Annotated in this window: 13 protein-coding genes and 1 pseudogene; 10 read left to right on the top strand and 4 right to left on the bottom strand. The window is 72.8% G+C overall.

Annotation, left to right across the window (positions count from 1 at the left end):
• Positions 1-132 precede the first annotated feature (132 nt).
• Both F4558_RS05185 and F4558_RS05190 read left to right on the top strand, forming a co-directional pair.
• A complete protein-coding gene (locus tag F4558_RS05185; protein WP_167943337.1) occupies positions 133-1,533 on the top strand; it encodes a DedA family protein in 1,401 nt (466 codons plus the stop codon).
• Positions 1,534-1,542: 9 nt separating this feature from the next.
• The gene (locus tag F4558_RS05190; RefSeq protein WP_053658271.1) at positions 1,543-2,457 is read left to right on the top strand and encodes a lytic transglycosylase domain-containing protein; all 915 of its coding nucleotides are present in this window, start codon (positions 1,543-1,545) and stop codon (positions 2,455-2,457) included.
• 58 nt (positions 2,458-2,515) lie between these two features.
• On the opposite strand, the gene F4558_RS05195 is transcribed toward F4558_RS05190, so the two are convergent.
• On the bottom strand, positions 2,516-4,645 hold the full coding sequence (locus tag F4558_RS05195; RefSeq protein WP_053658273.1) for an MMPL family transporter: 2,130 nt from the start codon (positions 4,643-4,645) through the stop codon (positions 2,516-2,518).
• 120 nt (positions 4,646-4,765) lie between these two features.
• Between F4558_RS05195 and F4558_RS05200 the strand changes: the two genes are divergently transcribed.
• The 5 genes from F4558_RS05200 to F4558_RS05220 all read left to right on the top strand — a co-directional run bounded on the left by F4558_RS05200 (position 4,766) and on the right by F4558_RS05220 (position 9,923).
• Positions 4,766-5,281: a MarR family winged helix-turn-helix transcriptional regulator gene (locus F4558_RS05200; protein WP_053658275.1), complete on the top strand. Its 516-nt coding sequence runs from the start codon at positions 4,766-4,768 to the stop codon at positions 5,279-5,281.
• Positions 5,282-5,284: 3 nt separating this feature from the next.
• Positions 5,285-6,961 carry a CocE/NonD family hydrolase gene (locus tag F4558_RS05205; RefSeq protein WP_167943338.1) on the top strand — a complete coding sequence of 559 codons (1,677 nt, stop codon included), beginning with the start codon at positions 5,285-5,287 and terminating at the stop codon, positions 6,959-6,961.
• A 157-nt stretch (positions 6,962-7,118) separates the two neighbouring features.
• Positions 7,119-7,997 (top strand): hypothetical protein, encoded by an 879-nt coding sequence (locus F4558_RS05210; protein WP_053658278.1) that lies wholly within the window; start codon positions 7,119-7,121, stop codon positions 7,995-7,997.
• Between the two features lie 85 nt (positions 7,998-8,082).
• The gene (locus tag F4558_RS05215; RefSeq protein WP_167943339.1) at positions 8,083-8,658 is read left to right on the top strand and encodes an ArsR/SmtB family transcription factor; all 576 of its coding nucleotides are present in this window, start codon (positions 8,083-8,085) and stop codon (positions 8,656-8,658) included.
• Positions 8,655-9,923 (top strand): MFS transporter, encoded by a 1,269-nt coding sequence (locus F4558_RS05220; RefSeq protein WP_167943340.1) that lies wholly within the window; start codon positions 8,655-8,657, stop codon positions 9,921-9,923. The genes F4558_RS05215 and F4558_RS05220 overlap by 4 nt, the downstream gene beginning before the upstream one ends.
• 48 nt (positions 9,924-9,971) lie before the next feature.
• On the opposite strand, the gene F4558_RS05225 is transcribed toward F4558_RS05220, so the two are convergent.
• Positions 9,972-10,175 carry a cold-shock protein gene (locus F4558_RS05225; protein ID WP_007462771.1) on the bottom strand — a complete coding sequence of 68 codons (204 nt, stop codon included), beginning with the start codon at positions 10,173-10,175 and terminating at the stop codon, positions 9,972-9,974.
• Between the two features lie 181 nt (positions 10,176-10,356).
• On the opposite strand from F4558_RS05225, the gene F4558_RS05230 reads away from it, so the two are divergent.
• Both F4558_RS05230 and F4558_RS05235 read left to right on the top strand, forming a co-directional pair.
• Positions 10,357-11,052: a class I SAM-dependent methyltransferase gene (locus F4558_RS05230; RefSeq protein WP_053658283.1), complete on the top strand. Its 696-nt coding sequence runs from the start codon at positions 10,357-10,359 to the stop codon at positions 11,050-11,052.
• A 95-nt stretch (positions 11,053-11,147) separates the two neighbouring features.
• A pseudogene (locus tag F4558_RS05235) lies at positions 11,148-11,780 on the top strand (DedA family protein); the annotation flags it as partial.
• On the opposite strand, the gene F4558_RS05240 reads toward F4558_RS05235, so the two are convergent.
• Both F4558_RS05240 and F4558_RS05245 read right to left on the bottom strand, forming a co-directional pair.
• Positions 11,775-12,428: an MBL fold metallo-hydrolase gene (locus F4558_RS05240; protein WP_053658287.1), complete on the bottom strand. Its 654-nt coding sequence runs from the start codon at positions 12,426-12,428 to the stop codon at positions 11,775-11,777. The pseudogene F4558_RS05235 and the gene F4558_RS05240 overlap by 6 nt on opposite strands.
• Positions 12,429-12,435: 7 nt before the next feature.
• Positions 12,436-13,152 (bottom strand): maleylpyruvate isomerase family mycothiol-dependent enzyme, encoded by a 717-nt coding sequence (locus tag F4558_RS05245; RefSeq protein ID WP_053658289.1) that lies wholly within the window; start codon positions 13,150-13,152, stop codon positions 12,436-12,438.
• Positions 13,153-13,329: 177 nt separating this feature from the next.
• Here F4558_RS05245 and rsgA point away from each other — a divergent pair, with 177 nt between their 5' ends.
• The gene (gene rsgA, locus F4558_RS05250; RefSeq protein ID WP_167943341.1) at positions 13,330-14,400 is read left to right on the top strand and encodes a ribosome small subunit-dependent GTPase A; all 1,071 of its coding nucleotides are present in this window, start codon (positions 13,330-13,332) and stop codon (positions 14,398-14,400) included.
• The last annotated feature ends 35 nt before the right edge of the window (positions 14,401-14,435 follow it).

Raw genomic sequence — 14,435 nt, forward strand, 5'->3', positions numbered from 1 at the left:
CCCTCTATCCTTCCGCCTGCGCTCGCGCAGGCTGCGTCGGGGTCACCCCCAGGTGCCCCTGATCTATGGTGAAACTGCTGTGCCGGTGGTTCCCCCGGCTGGCATGCTGACTCCCGTGTCCCGGGGGCCTGAGTGCACGACCTGCTGACCGTGGTGCAGGGTCTGCCCACCCTGTGGATCTACCTGGTCGCCGCGCTCATCGTGGCGGGCGAAACCGCGGTGATCTTCGGCCTGCTGGTGCCGGGCGAGGCTACCCTGCTGCTCGTCGGCTTCCTCACCTACAACGGTACCTTGCGGCTCGGTCCGGCGTTGCTTGCGATGATCGCCGCGGCAGTGGCAGGCGACACGCTGGCGTTCCGCGCCGGTCGACGGTACGGCCCGAAACTGCGCGCCGGGCTGGGCCACCGTGTCGGGCCCGAGCGGTGGCGCCGGGCCGATGCCATGCTCGCCCGGCTGGGCGGACGTGGCGTGTTCGCTGCCCGCTGGGTGGCCTTCGCCCGCACCCTCGTTCCCCGGCTGGCCGGCTCCGCCGGCATGTCGTACCGGCGCTTCGCCCCGTGGAACCTGGCAGGCGTCATCACCTGGGTGGGCGGCTCGGTGCTGCTCGGTCACCTCGCCGGTGAGTCGTACGACACTGTCTCCCGGCTGCTCGGCCGGGCCACCGGCGCGGTGCTCGTGTTGCTGGCCGGGCTGTTGGGGGTGGTGCTCGCCGGCCGGTGGCTCGGTCGCAACCCCGACCCGGTACGCGCCCTGCTGTCCCGGGCCGGCGCGCTGCCGCCGGTGCGCTGGCTCAGCGCCCGCTACGGGATCCTGTTCTTCCTGCTGGCCATGCGGATCGGGCCGGCCTGGACGCTGCTGCTCAACCTCGCCGCCGGGCTGGTGCTGCTCTTCGCCACCGGGTTCGCCATCGCCGGCCTGCTGGCCGTCGCCGTGGGCAACAGCGGTCTGGCCGCTCTGGACGGGGCGATCGGGAACTGGTTCTCTGCCCGCCGTACGCCGGACGCTGCCGACGCCACACTGGTCGTGGTGTCGGTGGTTCGCGGGTGGGTCCTGATCGTCCTGGTTGCGGTGGTGGCCGCGGTGCTGGCGTGGCGTAACAGGCCCTGGCGGGCGGACCTGCTCAGCGTGGTCGGCTCGGTGGGCGCGTTCGTGCCGCTTGTGGTGCTTGCCGTGGTGGCCGAGTCGACAGGCCCGGACGGCAACGAGCCCGCCCGGTTCCCGACCCAGAACGCGGTGGTCGCGGCGAGCTTCTGCACCCTTGCCTGGCTGGTGTCGCGCAGCGCCCACTGGCCGGTGGCAGTGGCCGCGTGGACGGCCGCCGCCGCGGGCGTGCTGGGCATCGGTGGCGCGCGGCTCTACCTCGGACTGGACACGGCGAGCGGTACGGCGGCGGCGGTGCTGCTCGGTGTGCTGTGGACTGTGGTGTTCATGGTCGCCTGGGCCACCCGCGACCGGGCGGTACGGGAGCGGGACCAGCCGGTCGACCCGGTCCTGCCGCCGCAGGGGCCCCGGAGCCCGGCGGAACCTTGCTAGCCTGCGTCGATGGTCACACGGGGGAGAAACGCGGTGCGTGGACGGATCACTCAGGTGGGTGCCGTGGCGCTCGTCGGGTTGCTGCTCGCCGGCACGACAGCTGGGTGCGCCGACCGGGGGGAACGCCCACCGGGCCAGGCCGCCCCCGTGTCGGCCACCGAGGAGCCGACCGACGACACGAGCACCGAACCGGTCGACGAGGCGAGCGCCGAGCCGAGTCCCAGTGGGGTGGCTGCGATGGGTGCGGCGCCGAGCCGCAGCGCGTCTGCCCCGCCCACGCCGTCGAAGAAGCCGAGCCGGCCCGCGGCCACGGCGCCGAAACCGCGCGCGGTGGCCAAGCCGCCCACCGAGACCAAGGTCCCGCCGGCGCCCCCGAAGCCCGCCCCCGCGTCCTGCAAGCCCTCGTACAAGGGCACCCAGGCCAGCCGGGCGGCGGCGAAGGCAGCGCTCACCGATGCGGCGGCCCGCACCTACTGGCCGACCTCCGCACCGGACATCAAGATTCCGCTCGACCTGGTCAAGGCCACCGCCTGGCAGGAGAGCGGCTGGCAGTCCAACATCTACGCCTGCGACGGCGGCGTCGGGCTGATGCAGGTGATGCCGGGCACCGCGACCTGGATGAACCAGCGGTTCGAGCAGAGCTACGACATCGCCGACTACCGCGACAACGCGTACCTCGGCGCCAACTACCTGGCCTGGCTGACCAAGTACATCGGCGACATGTACTTCGAGTCGGATTTCCGACTCGACGCCGACCTGTGCACCACCGAGCTGAACTCCTGCCTGCTCAACGCCGTGATCGCTGCGTACAACTACGGGCACGGGGCGGTGGCGCGGGAGGGCGAGCCGCTGACCATCCCCAACCCGTCCTACGTGCGCAACGTCCGGGCGTTGATGACCGAGTGCGTCTGCCTCACCTACTGAATGCGCCGACGGGGCGGGGCCGGGTGGAGAACCCGACCCCGCCCCGTCGCGTGTGCGGTCAGTCCTGTGTGGTCGCCGGCGCCGTCGGGGCCGGGGCGTCGTCCCCTTCCGGGCGGGCGCCGATGCTTCCCGGCCACCAGAAGCGGTCGCCGAGCATGAACGCCAACGCCGGCACCAGCACCGTGCGGACCAGCAGGGTGTCCAGGAGTACGCCGATGCAGACGATGATGCCGATCTGGGTCAGCGTGATCAGCGGCAGCACACCGAGCACGGCGAACACCGCGGCGAGCAGCACTCCGGCGCTCGTGATGACGCCGCCGGTGACCCGCAGTGCGGAGAGCATCCCGGCGCGGGTGCCGGCCGTGCGGGCGTCCTCTCGGGCTCGGGTGACGAGGAAGATGTTGTAGTCCACGCCGAGCGCCACCAGGAACACGAAGGCGAGCAGCAGGACCCCGCTGTCCAGGGCGGGGAAGTCCAGCACGTGGTCGAAGAGCAGCCACGCCGCGCCGAGGCTGGCGAAGAACGACGCGATCACGGTGAGGACCAGCAGCACCGGTGCGAGCAGGCCCCGCAGCAGCAGCACGAGCACGGCGGCGACCAGCAGCAGGATGATCGGCAGGATCAGCCGCAGGTCGCGGCTGTTGGCCTCGTCGGAGTCGTACGTTGCGGCCACGGAACCACCGACGATCGCCCCGGACGGCGCGTCCGCGCCCGGAGCGGCCGGCGGCGCGGAGTCGGGCACGGCGGCCACCGCCTCGCGCAGCGCCTCGACGGCCCGGTCGGAGGCGGCGGTGCCCGGCTCGGCCTCCAGCACCACGTCGACCTGGGCGACGGCGTCACCGGCGTCGCCGGGGCGGGCCGAGGCCACACCGGGCACGCCGGTGGCGACGTCGGTGACGGCCCGTACCGCCGCCGGGGTGGTGATCACGGCCACCGGCTGGGTGCTGCCGGCGGGGAAGGCCCGGGCCAGGGTCTGCGCGCCGGTGACCGCCTCGGGCTGGGCCCGGAACTGCTCGGTCTCCGACAGGCCGGTGCGGATGCCCAGCCCACCCAGCGCGAGGCCGCCGAGCAGCACGATGGCGAGCACCGCCACGACCGCCGGGCGGCGTTCCACGGCGCTGCCGAGTCGGCCCCAGATCTTGCCCTCACGGACCGGGCCGCCGACCCGGGGGACGAACGGCCAGAACAGGCCGCGGCCGAAGAGCACCAGCACGGCGGGGAGCACGAACAGGGCAGAGAGCATGGCGAGGATCACACCGGTGGCGCAGGCGACCGCCAGCGCCCGGTTGGTCTCCTGCTCGCTGAGCAGCAGGGTGAGCACGCCGAGCACCACTGTCGAGCCGCTGGCCAGGATCGGCTCGGCGGTACGCCGCAGGGCGGCACGCATCGCGGCGAACCGGTCCTCCTCGCGGCGCAACTCCTCCCGGTAGCGGGCGATGAGCAGCAGCGCGTAGTTGGTGGCGGCGCCGAAGACCAGCACGCTGGCGATGCCGGTGACCTGGCCCGACTGGAGGTTGATGCCGAAGGCCGGGACGATCGTGTCCACCGCCCGCAGGGTGATCTGCTCGGTGGCCGCGACCACCACGAGCGGCACGATCCACAGGAACGGGCTGCGGTACGTGATGAGCAGCAGCACCGCGACCACTGCAGCGGTCACCGCGAGCAGTGTGACGTCGGCGCCGTCGAAGACCGAGGACAGGTCGGCGGTGAACGCGGGGGAGCCGGTGACCTCGGCCTTCAGCCCGTCCGGAAGGCCGGAGAGCGTCGCGCGCAGGTCGTCGACCTTCGCGGTCACCGCCTCCTGGCCACCGTCGGTGGTGACGGGCACGGCGAGCAGCGCGACACTGCCGTCCGGGGAGATCTGCGGCGGGCTGACCTGCCCGCCCACGGCGAAGCGGGCCAGGTCGCCGGAGCGGGCGGTGAGGGCGGCCCGGTCGGCCTCGCTCAGCGCGCCGCCGTCGTCCCGGCTCACCACCACGATGGCGGGCTGGACCTCGCTGGAGGGCAGTTGCTCCTGTAGGCGTTCCACCTGGGTCGACTGCCACTCCACCGACAGGCCGGTCGCCGAGACCGGTTTGGGGTTGTCCGGCTGGGGGATGGCGAAGACGACCACGCCGACGACGACGGCGACGGCCACGGTGATCCAGGCGGCCAACCGCCCGCGGGCGACCCTGGTGAACACAGACATCAGTGACCTCTAGGTCCTTCGAAAGTCGAGTATCTTGATTAGCGAGATTAACGAGAGCTACTCTAAGCTGCAACTCGGGAAACGAGATGGGGGAAGCGGCGCGACGTGGCAACTCACGGCATGTACCGGCGGCGGGACACGCCCCGAGAACGGCTCGTCGCCGAGATCACCACTGACCTCCGGCGGTACGCGGTGGACGCCCAGCAGGTCGGCCACGCCTTCGCGAACCTGCACGGCCTGAACCCCACCGACCTCAACGCCCTGATCGCGGTCATGGACGCCGAACTGCGCGGTGACCCGATCACCCCCGGCCGGCTCGGCGAACACCTCAACCTCTCCTCCGGCTCCATCACCGCCCTGATCGACCGGCTGGAACGGGCCGGGCACATCCGCCGCGACCGGGACACCGCCGACCGGCGCAAGGTGCTGCTGCACTACGCCGACCAGGGCGCCGCCCTGGCCATGGAGTTCTTCCGGCCCCTGGGCGCCCGCACCGACACGGTGATGGACCGCTTCAGCGATGACGAGTTACACGTGGTGCACCGGTTCATGGTGGAGATGAGCGAATCGGTGCGGGCACACCGCGACATGGTCCGCGCCGCCCGACCCGAGCAGTCCCGCCGCCCGACGGGCTGACCGGTGCCGGGCCGGCTCGTCGCACGTCTCGCCTCCGCCGCGCTGCGGCTGCCAGTGACCCACCCCGGCCCGGTACGGGTCACCCGCCACATCCCCGTCCGGGTCCGCGACGGCGTGATGCTGCGTACCGACCACTACGCGCCCGCCGACGAGAACGCGCCCACAGTGCTCATCCGCACCCCGTACGGGCGGGGTGGGCCGTTGCGGCTGCTCGGCCGGCTGCTTGCCGCGCGCGGCAAGCACGCGGTGATCCAGTCCTGCCGGGGCACCGGCGGCTCGGGCGGGACGTTCGCGCCGCTGGTGCACGAGCGCGACGACGGGGTGGACACCCTCGACTGGCTGCGCCGCCAGCCCTGGTGGTCCGGAGCGCTCGGCATGTTCGGTGTCAGCTACCAGGGCTTCGCCCAGTGGGCACTTGCCGACGACGCCGACGACGACCTGCGCGCGATGGTCGCCGTGGTGACAGCCTCGGCCACCAGGGACTCGACGTACGCGGGGGAGTCCTTCGCCCTGGACACCGTGCTGACCTGGGCGGAGCTGCTGCACGCGCAGACCGTGCCGTGGCTGGCCCGGCAGTGGGAGCTCAAGCGCGGGCAGCCCCGGTTGGCCGCCGCGCTTGAGCACCTGCCTCTGGCCGGCGCGGACCGGGTCGCCACCGGCACCACCATCGGGTTCTTCCAGGAGTGGCTGCGCCACCACACGCCGGACGCCGCGTACTGGCGGACCCGGGTGTTCACCGACCGGGTGGCCCGGGTGCGGGCGCCGGTGCTCATGGTCACCGGCTGGCACGACATCTTCCTGCCCGCCCAGCTCGACGACCACGCCACCCTGCGCGCCGCCGGCGCCCGGCCGCGCCTGGTGGTCGGCCCGTGGACACACGGCAGCCCCGGCCTGTTCGTGGCCGCCCTGCGGGAGGGGCTGACCTGGCTCGACGAGCACCTGAGCGCACCGCCGCGCGGCCCGTCGCGCCGCATCGGAGAGGCGCCGGTGCGGCTGTACGTGAGCGGCGCCGACGGCGGCTGGCGGGACCTGCCGGACTGGCCGCCACCGGCCGTCGACACGGCATGGCACCTGCACCCGGACGGTGAGCTTGCGGTGCGCCCACCCGTCCCGTCGGCGCCGGACGAGTTCCGCTACGACCCGGCCGATCCCACCCCGTCACTCGGTGGGCCGCTGCTTGTCGCGCAGCGGGCCGGCCCGGTGGACAACAGGCGCGTCGAGGCCCGGCCCGACGTGTTGACCTACACCAGCGCCCCGCTGGCCCGGCCGGTCGAGGTGATCGGCCCGGTACGCGCCGAGATCCACGTCCGCAGTGAGCTGCCGTACCTGGATGTCTTCGTTCGACTGTGTGACGTGGACCGTCGAGGGCGGTCCTGGAACGTGTGCGACGGGCTGGTCCGGGTCGCGCCAGGGCGGTTCCCGACGGACCCGTCCGGCGCGGTGCGGGTTCCGGTGCCCCTCTGGCCGACCGCGTACCGGTTCGCGGCCGGCCACCGGTTGCGCGTGCAGGTCTCCGGTGGTGCACACCCGCGGTGGGCGCGTAACCCGGGCACCGGTGAACCGCTCGGCGCGGCGGTCACGCTGCGTGCCGGAAAGAGGCAGGTCCTGCACGACCCCGAGCACTCCTCGGCGGTGCTGTTGCCGATCGTCCACACTGGTGCGCCTGCGTCACGAATCTGACTGTAGCCCCTGTGAGCTGGGCGTTTGCCGGAAGCGCGAGCTAGGTTTGGCCCAACGCCCGGCGCCGTGCACCAGCAGGCCGGGCTCGCCCGAAGCCCCGCACCGTGTACGCGGTGTGACGTCGTGCCCGGCCCCCGCTCACTGAAAGGGGGACCCCATGACCCGGGCCCCGGCTAACCTTTTGGCCGTTCGAAGCCTGCTCCTCACCCATCTGGACGTCGACCCGAAGACCTCCCGCGCCGCCGACCTGGAGCCGGCCGAGGTCGGGATCGTCGGTGACCCGGCCCATCGCGGTGGCTACCACTGCGGATCGGACCGGGTGGTCACCAACGACTACTCGGTGGTGGAGTCGTCCCGGGACCGGACCGGCCTGACCCTCGACGCGGCGGCGCTTGACGTCGGCGGCTTCGAGGTCCGCTCCGGCGGCCGTACGCACACTCTGGCCAGCTTCTCGGCCTGGTGCGTGGGGCAGTGTGCCGCGAACGCGGCAGACACCCGGGACATCCGCGAAATCATCTACAGCCCCGACGGCAAGACCGTGAAGCGGTGGGACCGGCTCGGCAAGCGCACCACGGGGGACGACTCGCACCGCTGGCACACCCACTTCAGCTTCTTCCGTGACGCCATCAAGGCGGGTCGCGACCAGCGGCCCCTGTTCCGCCGCTATCTCAGCTCCATCGGACTCCTGGAGGACGACATGACCCCCGAAGAGCACAAATGGCTGGCCACCATCCACAAGAACCTCACGGTCCTCGACGGTCGCAACCCGATCGGGCAGGTCTACCTGCGGCTGGCGGAGGGTCGGGACGACACCGGCGCTCCGGTGACCGGTCACCCGAACCTCAAGAGCCTCGGCCTGCAGTTGACCGCGCTGCAGACCGCGCTCAGCTCGTTGTCGGGGCGTGACTTCACCGACGAGCCGGCGATCGTCAGGGGGGTGCTGGCCGGGCTGACGCCGGAGAAGATCGCCGCGGCCATCCCGCCCACTATGGCCAAGCAGGTCGTCGACGAGTTGGCACGCCGACTGGCCGCCTGAGGTAGGGGGCCTCTACACAAGATCCGCAACGACCATTGGGCAATAATCGTTGCGCAATGGTCGTTGCGGGTGTGATGCTGGCGGCATGGAGAGACCCGACGTACGCCAGGTCACCGACTCGCGGGTGCTGGCCGCCATGTCCCACCCGCTGCGCCGCCGCCTGATGGACGTGCTCAAAGTGCACGGGCCGTCCACCGTCGGCACGCTCGCCGACCGCACCGACCAGGCGCCCGCGAACGTCAGCCATCACCTCAAGGTGCTCGCCGCCGCCGATCTCGTCACCGAGGCCCCCGAGCTGGCACGGGACCGCCGCGAGCGCTGGTGGCAACTGGTCACACGGGGGGTGCGCTGGTCCAACACCGACTTCGACGCCGACCCGGCAGCCCGGGCGGTCGCCGACGCCGCCACCTCGCTCAACCTGGACCGGCACGTCGCCCTGGCCCGGGCGTGGCACGCCGCCGACGAGTCCGCGCAGGCCGCCTGGGCCGACGCGCCGTTCTCCACCGACCGCTGGCTGCACCTCACGCCTGACGAACTGGCCGCGTTGAGCCGCGAGATGATCGAGCTGCTGGCGCGTTGGGGCGACCGTGACATCCCCGACGACGGGGTCGATAGGCAGCCGGTGTTCGTGTTCGCCTACGGCGTGCCGGCCCGGCCGTGACCACTGCCACCCGCACCGATCGCGAGCCGCCTGGCGGGCTGCTGCGGCACCGGGACTTCCGGCTGCTCTGGGCCGGCCAGGCGGTCAGCAGCGTCGGCAGCAACGTCACCACTGTCGCGCTGCCGCTCGTCGCCGTGGCAGTGCTCGACGCCGGCACCTTCCAGGTGGCGGTGCTCACCGCCGCCGCCTGGGCGCCCTGGCTGTTGATCGGGCTGCCGGCCGGCGCGTGGGTGGATCGACTGTCACGTCGACCGGTGCTTGTGGCCTGTGACGTGTTCTGCGCACTGGCGTTTCTCAGCGTGCCGCTGGCCGCCGTGGCCGACCTGCTCACGATCGGGCACCTGCTGCTCGTGGCGGCCACCGCAGGCACCGCCCGGGTGTTCTTCGAGACCGCCCACCAGGTCTACCTGCCGGTGCTGCTGCGCCCCGACCAACTGCCCGAGGGCAACGCGAAGCTGCACGGCACCCAGACCGTGAGCAACGTCGCCGGCCCCGGCCTCGCCGGCCTGATCGCCCAACTCGCCGGTGCCGTCACCGCGCTGCTGCTGGACGCGCTCACATTCCTGCTCTCCGCAGCCTTCCTGCTGCGCATCCGCACCGTCGAGACACGCCCCGACAGGCCGAAGACATCCCCGTCGCTGTGGCGGGACGTCGCCGAAGGACTGCGCTTCGTCGCCCGCGACCCGTACCTGCGGGTGCTGACGGTCTTCGGCGCGGCCAGCAACATCGGGCTGACCGGCTACCAGGCGGTCCTGGTGGTGTTCCTGGTACGCGACCTGCGGCTCGCGCCGGGCGTGGTGGGCCTGCTGGTCGGTGTGATGAGCGCCGGCGGAATCATCGGTGCGTTGCTGGCCACCGTGGTGGGTCGGCGCTTCGGCACCGCGCGGGCCCTGCTGATCGGGGCGGTGCTCACCGGCCCGCCCGCGCTGCTCATCCCACTCGCCGGGCCCGGCACCGGGTTGGCCTGGCCGGCCCTCGGCGGCCTGCTGATCGGGCTCGGTGTGACCATCGGCAATGTGGTCAAGGGCAGCTTCCGGCAGACGTACACGCCGCATCACCTGCTCGGCCGCGTGACGGCGAGCATGCACCTGCTCAACTACGGCGCGATCCCGCTGGCGGCCGTGCTGGCCGGTGCCCTCGGGGCTCGATACGGCGCCGGGACAGCAATCAGCGCGATGACCGCCTGGTTGGCGCTCACCCCGCTGATCCTGCTGATCGGGCCAATCCGGAGGCGGCGGGACCTGCCCGCCGCCCCGGCGTCTTGAGTGCGCTGCGACGGCGGCCGGAGACCGACCGCCGTCACCGGCACGGAGCTACATCGGGCGGACGTTGTCCGCCTGCGGGCCCTTTTGCCCCTGGGTCACCTCGAACTCGACCTTCTGGCCCTCGTTGAGCTCCCGGTAGCCGCTCGAAGCGATGGCGGAGTAGTGGACGAACACGTCCGGCCCTCCACCGTCCTGCTCGATGAAGCCGAAGCCCTTTTCCGAGTTGAACCACTTAACCGTGCCGGTTGCCATGCATCTCTCCCTGTTCAAAGCGGCTGACCACCGACCTGTGGCCGATGATCGCCCGTACCTGTTCGACAGTAACGGGCGAAGCCCCGTTCTGCCGGCCGAAGTGCCGTAGGTCTTTGTGTGAAGTCGGGTGAACTCTGCGCGGCGGCATGTGAAACCCGCCCCCGCCATCCCCCACTGGGGCATGCTTGCGCCGATGAAAGGTACCGCAGCCGCTGCGCTGTCCGAGCTGGAGCGCGAGATCGACGCGCCCGGCGACGGCCTGGACCGGCTCCGGTTGATGCCCACTCCGTTCGTCCCCGAGGTACGCCTGCACCTGGCCGAGGACGCCATCGTGTGGTGGGCCCGAATGGAGGCAGCGGTCGGTCACGCACTGCCCCCGCCCTACTGGGCCTCCGCCTGGGCCGGTGGCCAGGCCCTGGCCCGGCACCTGCTGGACCATCCCGAACTCGCCGCCGGCCGCAGGGTCCTCGACCTGGCCGCCGGCTCGGGGCTGGTGGCCATCGCCGCCGCGCTCGCCGGCGCGGCACGGGTCGTCGCCAACGACATCGACCCGTACGCCGTGGCGGCCGTCACGATCAACGCCCGCGCCAACCGGGTCGACGTCGACGCCAGCGGCGACGACCTGCTCGACGACGTCGACACCGAGGCGGACCTGGTGGTCGCCGGGGACGCCTTCTACAGCCGCGCCATGACGGCCCGGGTGCTGCCGTTCCTGCAACGGGCCGCCGCCGCCGGCGCCGACGTGCTCGTCGGCGACCCCGGCCGGGGGCACCTGCCGGCGGACGGGTTGACGGTGCTCGCCGACTACCCGGTGCCCACCACCGAACCGTCGGTGGACTCGTCGCTGCGCCACGTACAGGTGCTGCGCCCCGCCTGAGGCCGCCTCAGGGGTGACCCCTAGGCCGATACCAGGGCACCGTGGGGGCTGCGACCGGATGTCCATCGTGGCCTGACGGCCATAGCGTACGCAGCATGACGCAATGGCTGGCTCAGGTCGGGGAACTGCCCATCGGTGTGCTGATGGGTGCCCTCGGGCTGGTCATGGTCTTCGACGCCGTACCGCTGGTGGGCGTCCTCGTCCCCGGTGACGTAGCGATCCTGGCCGCCGTCGGAGTGGGCCGACCGGCCACCGGGCTGGCCACCTTCGCGGCGGTGCTGACCGGCTGCCTGGCCGGCTGGTCGCTGAGCTTCCTCGCCGGCCGCCGGTACGCCGAACACCTGCGGCGCAGCCGGATCGGCACCTGGATCGGCGAGTCACGCTGGAGCGCGGCGGAGGGCATCCTGCACCGCGGCGGCGGCGCGATGTTGATGGTCGCGCCGTTCCTGCCGGTGTTCAACGCGCTGCTGCCCCTGGCCGCAGGTGGGCTGCGGATGTCGTACCGGCGGTTCCTCGCCTGCGCGACCATCGGCGGGGCGGCCTGGGCCGGGCTCTACCTGGCGCTGGGCACCGCCTCCCGGTCGCTGGCCGGGCTGCTGCCGGGGTCACCCAGCCCGCTGCTGGTCACCATGGCGGTCGGGCTGCTGCTGGCCGCCGTCGTGCTGCTGGGCGCGCGGCGGCGGCTGCGCGTGGTCCGAGTCGTCCCGCCGGCCCGTCCGGCGTCACCAGCCCCGGGCGCGCCACTGTGGCAGGGCCGGACGCTCCGCCGCGAGGGTGCTGTCGCTGCCGTGGCCCGGGTAGAACCACGTCTCGTCCGGGAGCCTGTCGAACAGCTTGTGCTCGACGTCGTCGATCAGCGCGGCGAAACGCTCCGGGTCCTTGTCGGTGTTGCCCACGCCACCCGGGAAGAGGCTGTCGCCAGTCCACAGGTGCGGGGTGCCGTTCGGGTCGCGGTAGAGCAGCGCGATCGAACCCGGCGTGTGCCCCTTGATGTGGATGACCTCCAGCGCGCAGTCACCCACAGCGACGGTGTCGCCGTCGGTGAGATGGTCGGCCTCGATCGGCAGCCCGGCGGCGTCGTCGGCGTGCACCAGCGCCCGCGCGCCGGTCTTGGCAACGACCTCCTCCAGCGCCACCCAGTGGTCCATGTGCTGGTGGGTGGTCACCACTGTGGTCAGCCCGCCGTCGCCGATCAACTCCAGCAACCGCGGCGCCTCGTTGGCGGCGTCGATGAGCACCTGGTCGCCGGTGTGGTTGCAGCGCAGCAGGTAGGCGTTGTTGTCCATCGGGCCCACCGACAGCTTGCTGATGGTGAGGCCGTCCAGCTCCCGTACCGCTGGTGCGCCGCCTGAGGTGACGTCTCCGGTGTAGGTCATGAGGTGTCTATATCCATTCCGGTGGAGTTGGCAGTGGGCCGTCGGGTGCGACGGTGAGCGTGTGGCCGGAGTCCCGGCCGGTCAGCCAGGCGGCCAGGTCGGAGGCCGGCCCGCTTACTGTCGGCGCGCCGGCCCGGTCCCCGATGACGAGGTCGTGCTGGCTGCCGTCGAAGCGCAGCACCATCGACGGCGGGGTCGGCCCGTCGGCGTGATGGCTGGCCGCCTCGCGCAGCAGCCGGTGGGCGAACGCCTCCGACCAGTCACCGGGTCGGTAGTCGGCGGCCAGGTCGAGGTGGTGCACCTCGATCTCACGCAGGCGGCCCCAGACGAGCAGGGCGGCCGGCCACGGGCCTCGACGCGCGCGTACCGTCGCGCCCCACGCCGCCGCCGGCATCGCCTCGACCGCCTCGGCGAACCGGTCCGCGCTGCGCCGCAGGTCGTCCAGGTGCTCGGCGGGCGGACGGTCGGCCCCGGCCTCGATGTCCGCCGTACGGGCGGCCAGCGAGGCGTACATCGGCAGCGGCTCCCCGGTGCGGGCCGCCGTCAGCAGGTTGACGAAGCCGTCCGCGTTGCGGGCCAGATGCGCCAGCACGTGCCCGCGCGACCAGCCCGGCAGCAGCGACGCCGCCGCCAGGTCGGCGGCGTCGAACGAGGCGGCGGTACGCATCAGCCGTGTGGTGGCCGCGTCCACCTCGCCCATCAGCAGCAGCGGATCCGTGGTCACGCGTCGACCCTAGCGGTCCGCTGGCGCGCCGTCGCTGGGGAAATCGCTTTCGGCGCGTCGGCAAGCGACCTACCGTCGGCGCCATACGCGGCACCGGACGTCGAACGGAGGTGGTGTTCATGCCGGACGTGGCACGCGTGTTCCGCCATCACCAGCTTCGACACCGATGAGGATGACATGACAATCGATCTGACCGCCCTCGGCTGGGACGCCGACCGGGCGGAGTACGCCGCACGACGTGGCGAGCACCACCCGGGCCGGGTCGCCCGGGTGGACCGGGGGGTCTGCACGGTGCTCACCGCCGCCGGCCCCGTCCGGGCCAGCCTCGGCCCGGCGGTGCTCACCACCGCCGCCCAGGATCCCTCCGCGCTGCCCTGCGCGGGTGACTGGGTGCTGCTTACGCACTGGCCGGACCGCCGGATCACGGTGGCCTGCGTGCTGCCCCGGCGGGCCGCGCTGATCCGCCGTACCGCAGGCAAGGACGCCAGCGGCCAGGTGCTGGCCGCGAACCTCGACGCCGCCGCGGTGGTCGAGCCCGTACACCCGGAGCCGGACGTCGGCCGTATCGAGCGGCTGCTCTCGCTGGCCCACGAGTCCGGCGCGCGACCGCTCGTGGTGCTGACGAAGGTCGACCTCGCGGCCGACCCCGACGCACTGGCCCGCCAGATCGCCACTGTGGCGCCCGGGGTGCCGGTGCTGCCGGTAAGCGCCGAGCGCGGCGTCGGGCTGGAACCGCTGCGCGCCGAGGTGGCGCCCGGCCGCACGCTGGGCCTGCTCGGTCCGTCCGGTGCCGGCAAGTCGAGCCTGGTCAACGCCCTCGCGGGGACCGTGATGATGCCGACACAGGCGATCCGGCGGGTCGACGGCAAGGGCCGGCACACCACTACCTGGCGGGCCCTGGTGCCGATCCCGGGCGGCGGGGCGGTGATCGACACGCCCGGCGTGCGGGCGGTCGGCCTGCTCGACGGCGTGGCCGGGCTGGACCGGGCGTTCGCCGACATCGCCGGGCTGGCGCAGGGCTGCCGGTACGCCGACTGCGGGCACGACGGTGAGCCGGCCTGCGCGGTCCGGGACGCGCTGCGTACCGGGGAACTGACCGCGCGGCGGTGGGAGAGCTGGCGGCGGTTGCAGGGGGAGGTGGCCCACGAGAGCCGGCGGCGGGAGTCGCGGCTGGCCGCCGAACGGCGCGGCGGTTGGCGCGCGGCCCGGCGCAGGGCCGTCCGCCCGCCGTCACCCGGCGGCTACTGACGCGTGGCCCGGGCTGTCGGTCGATGCGGCCGACC

Source organism: Micromonospora profundi (assembly GCF_011927785.1).
In the GTDB taxonomy this organism is placed as follows: Bacteria; Actinomycetota; Actinomycetes; order Mycobacteriales; family Micromonosporaceae; genus Micromonospora; species Micromonospora profundi.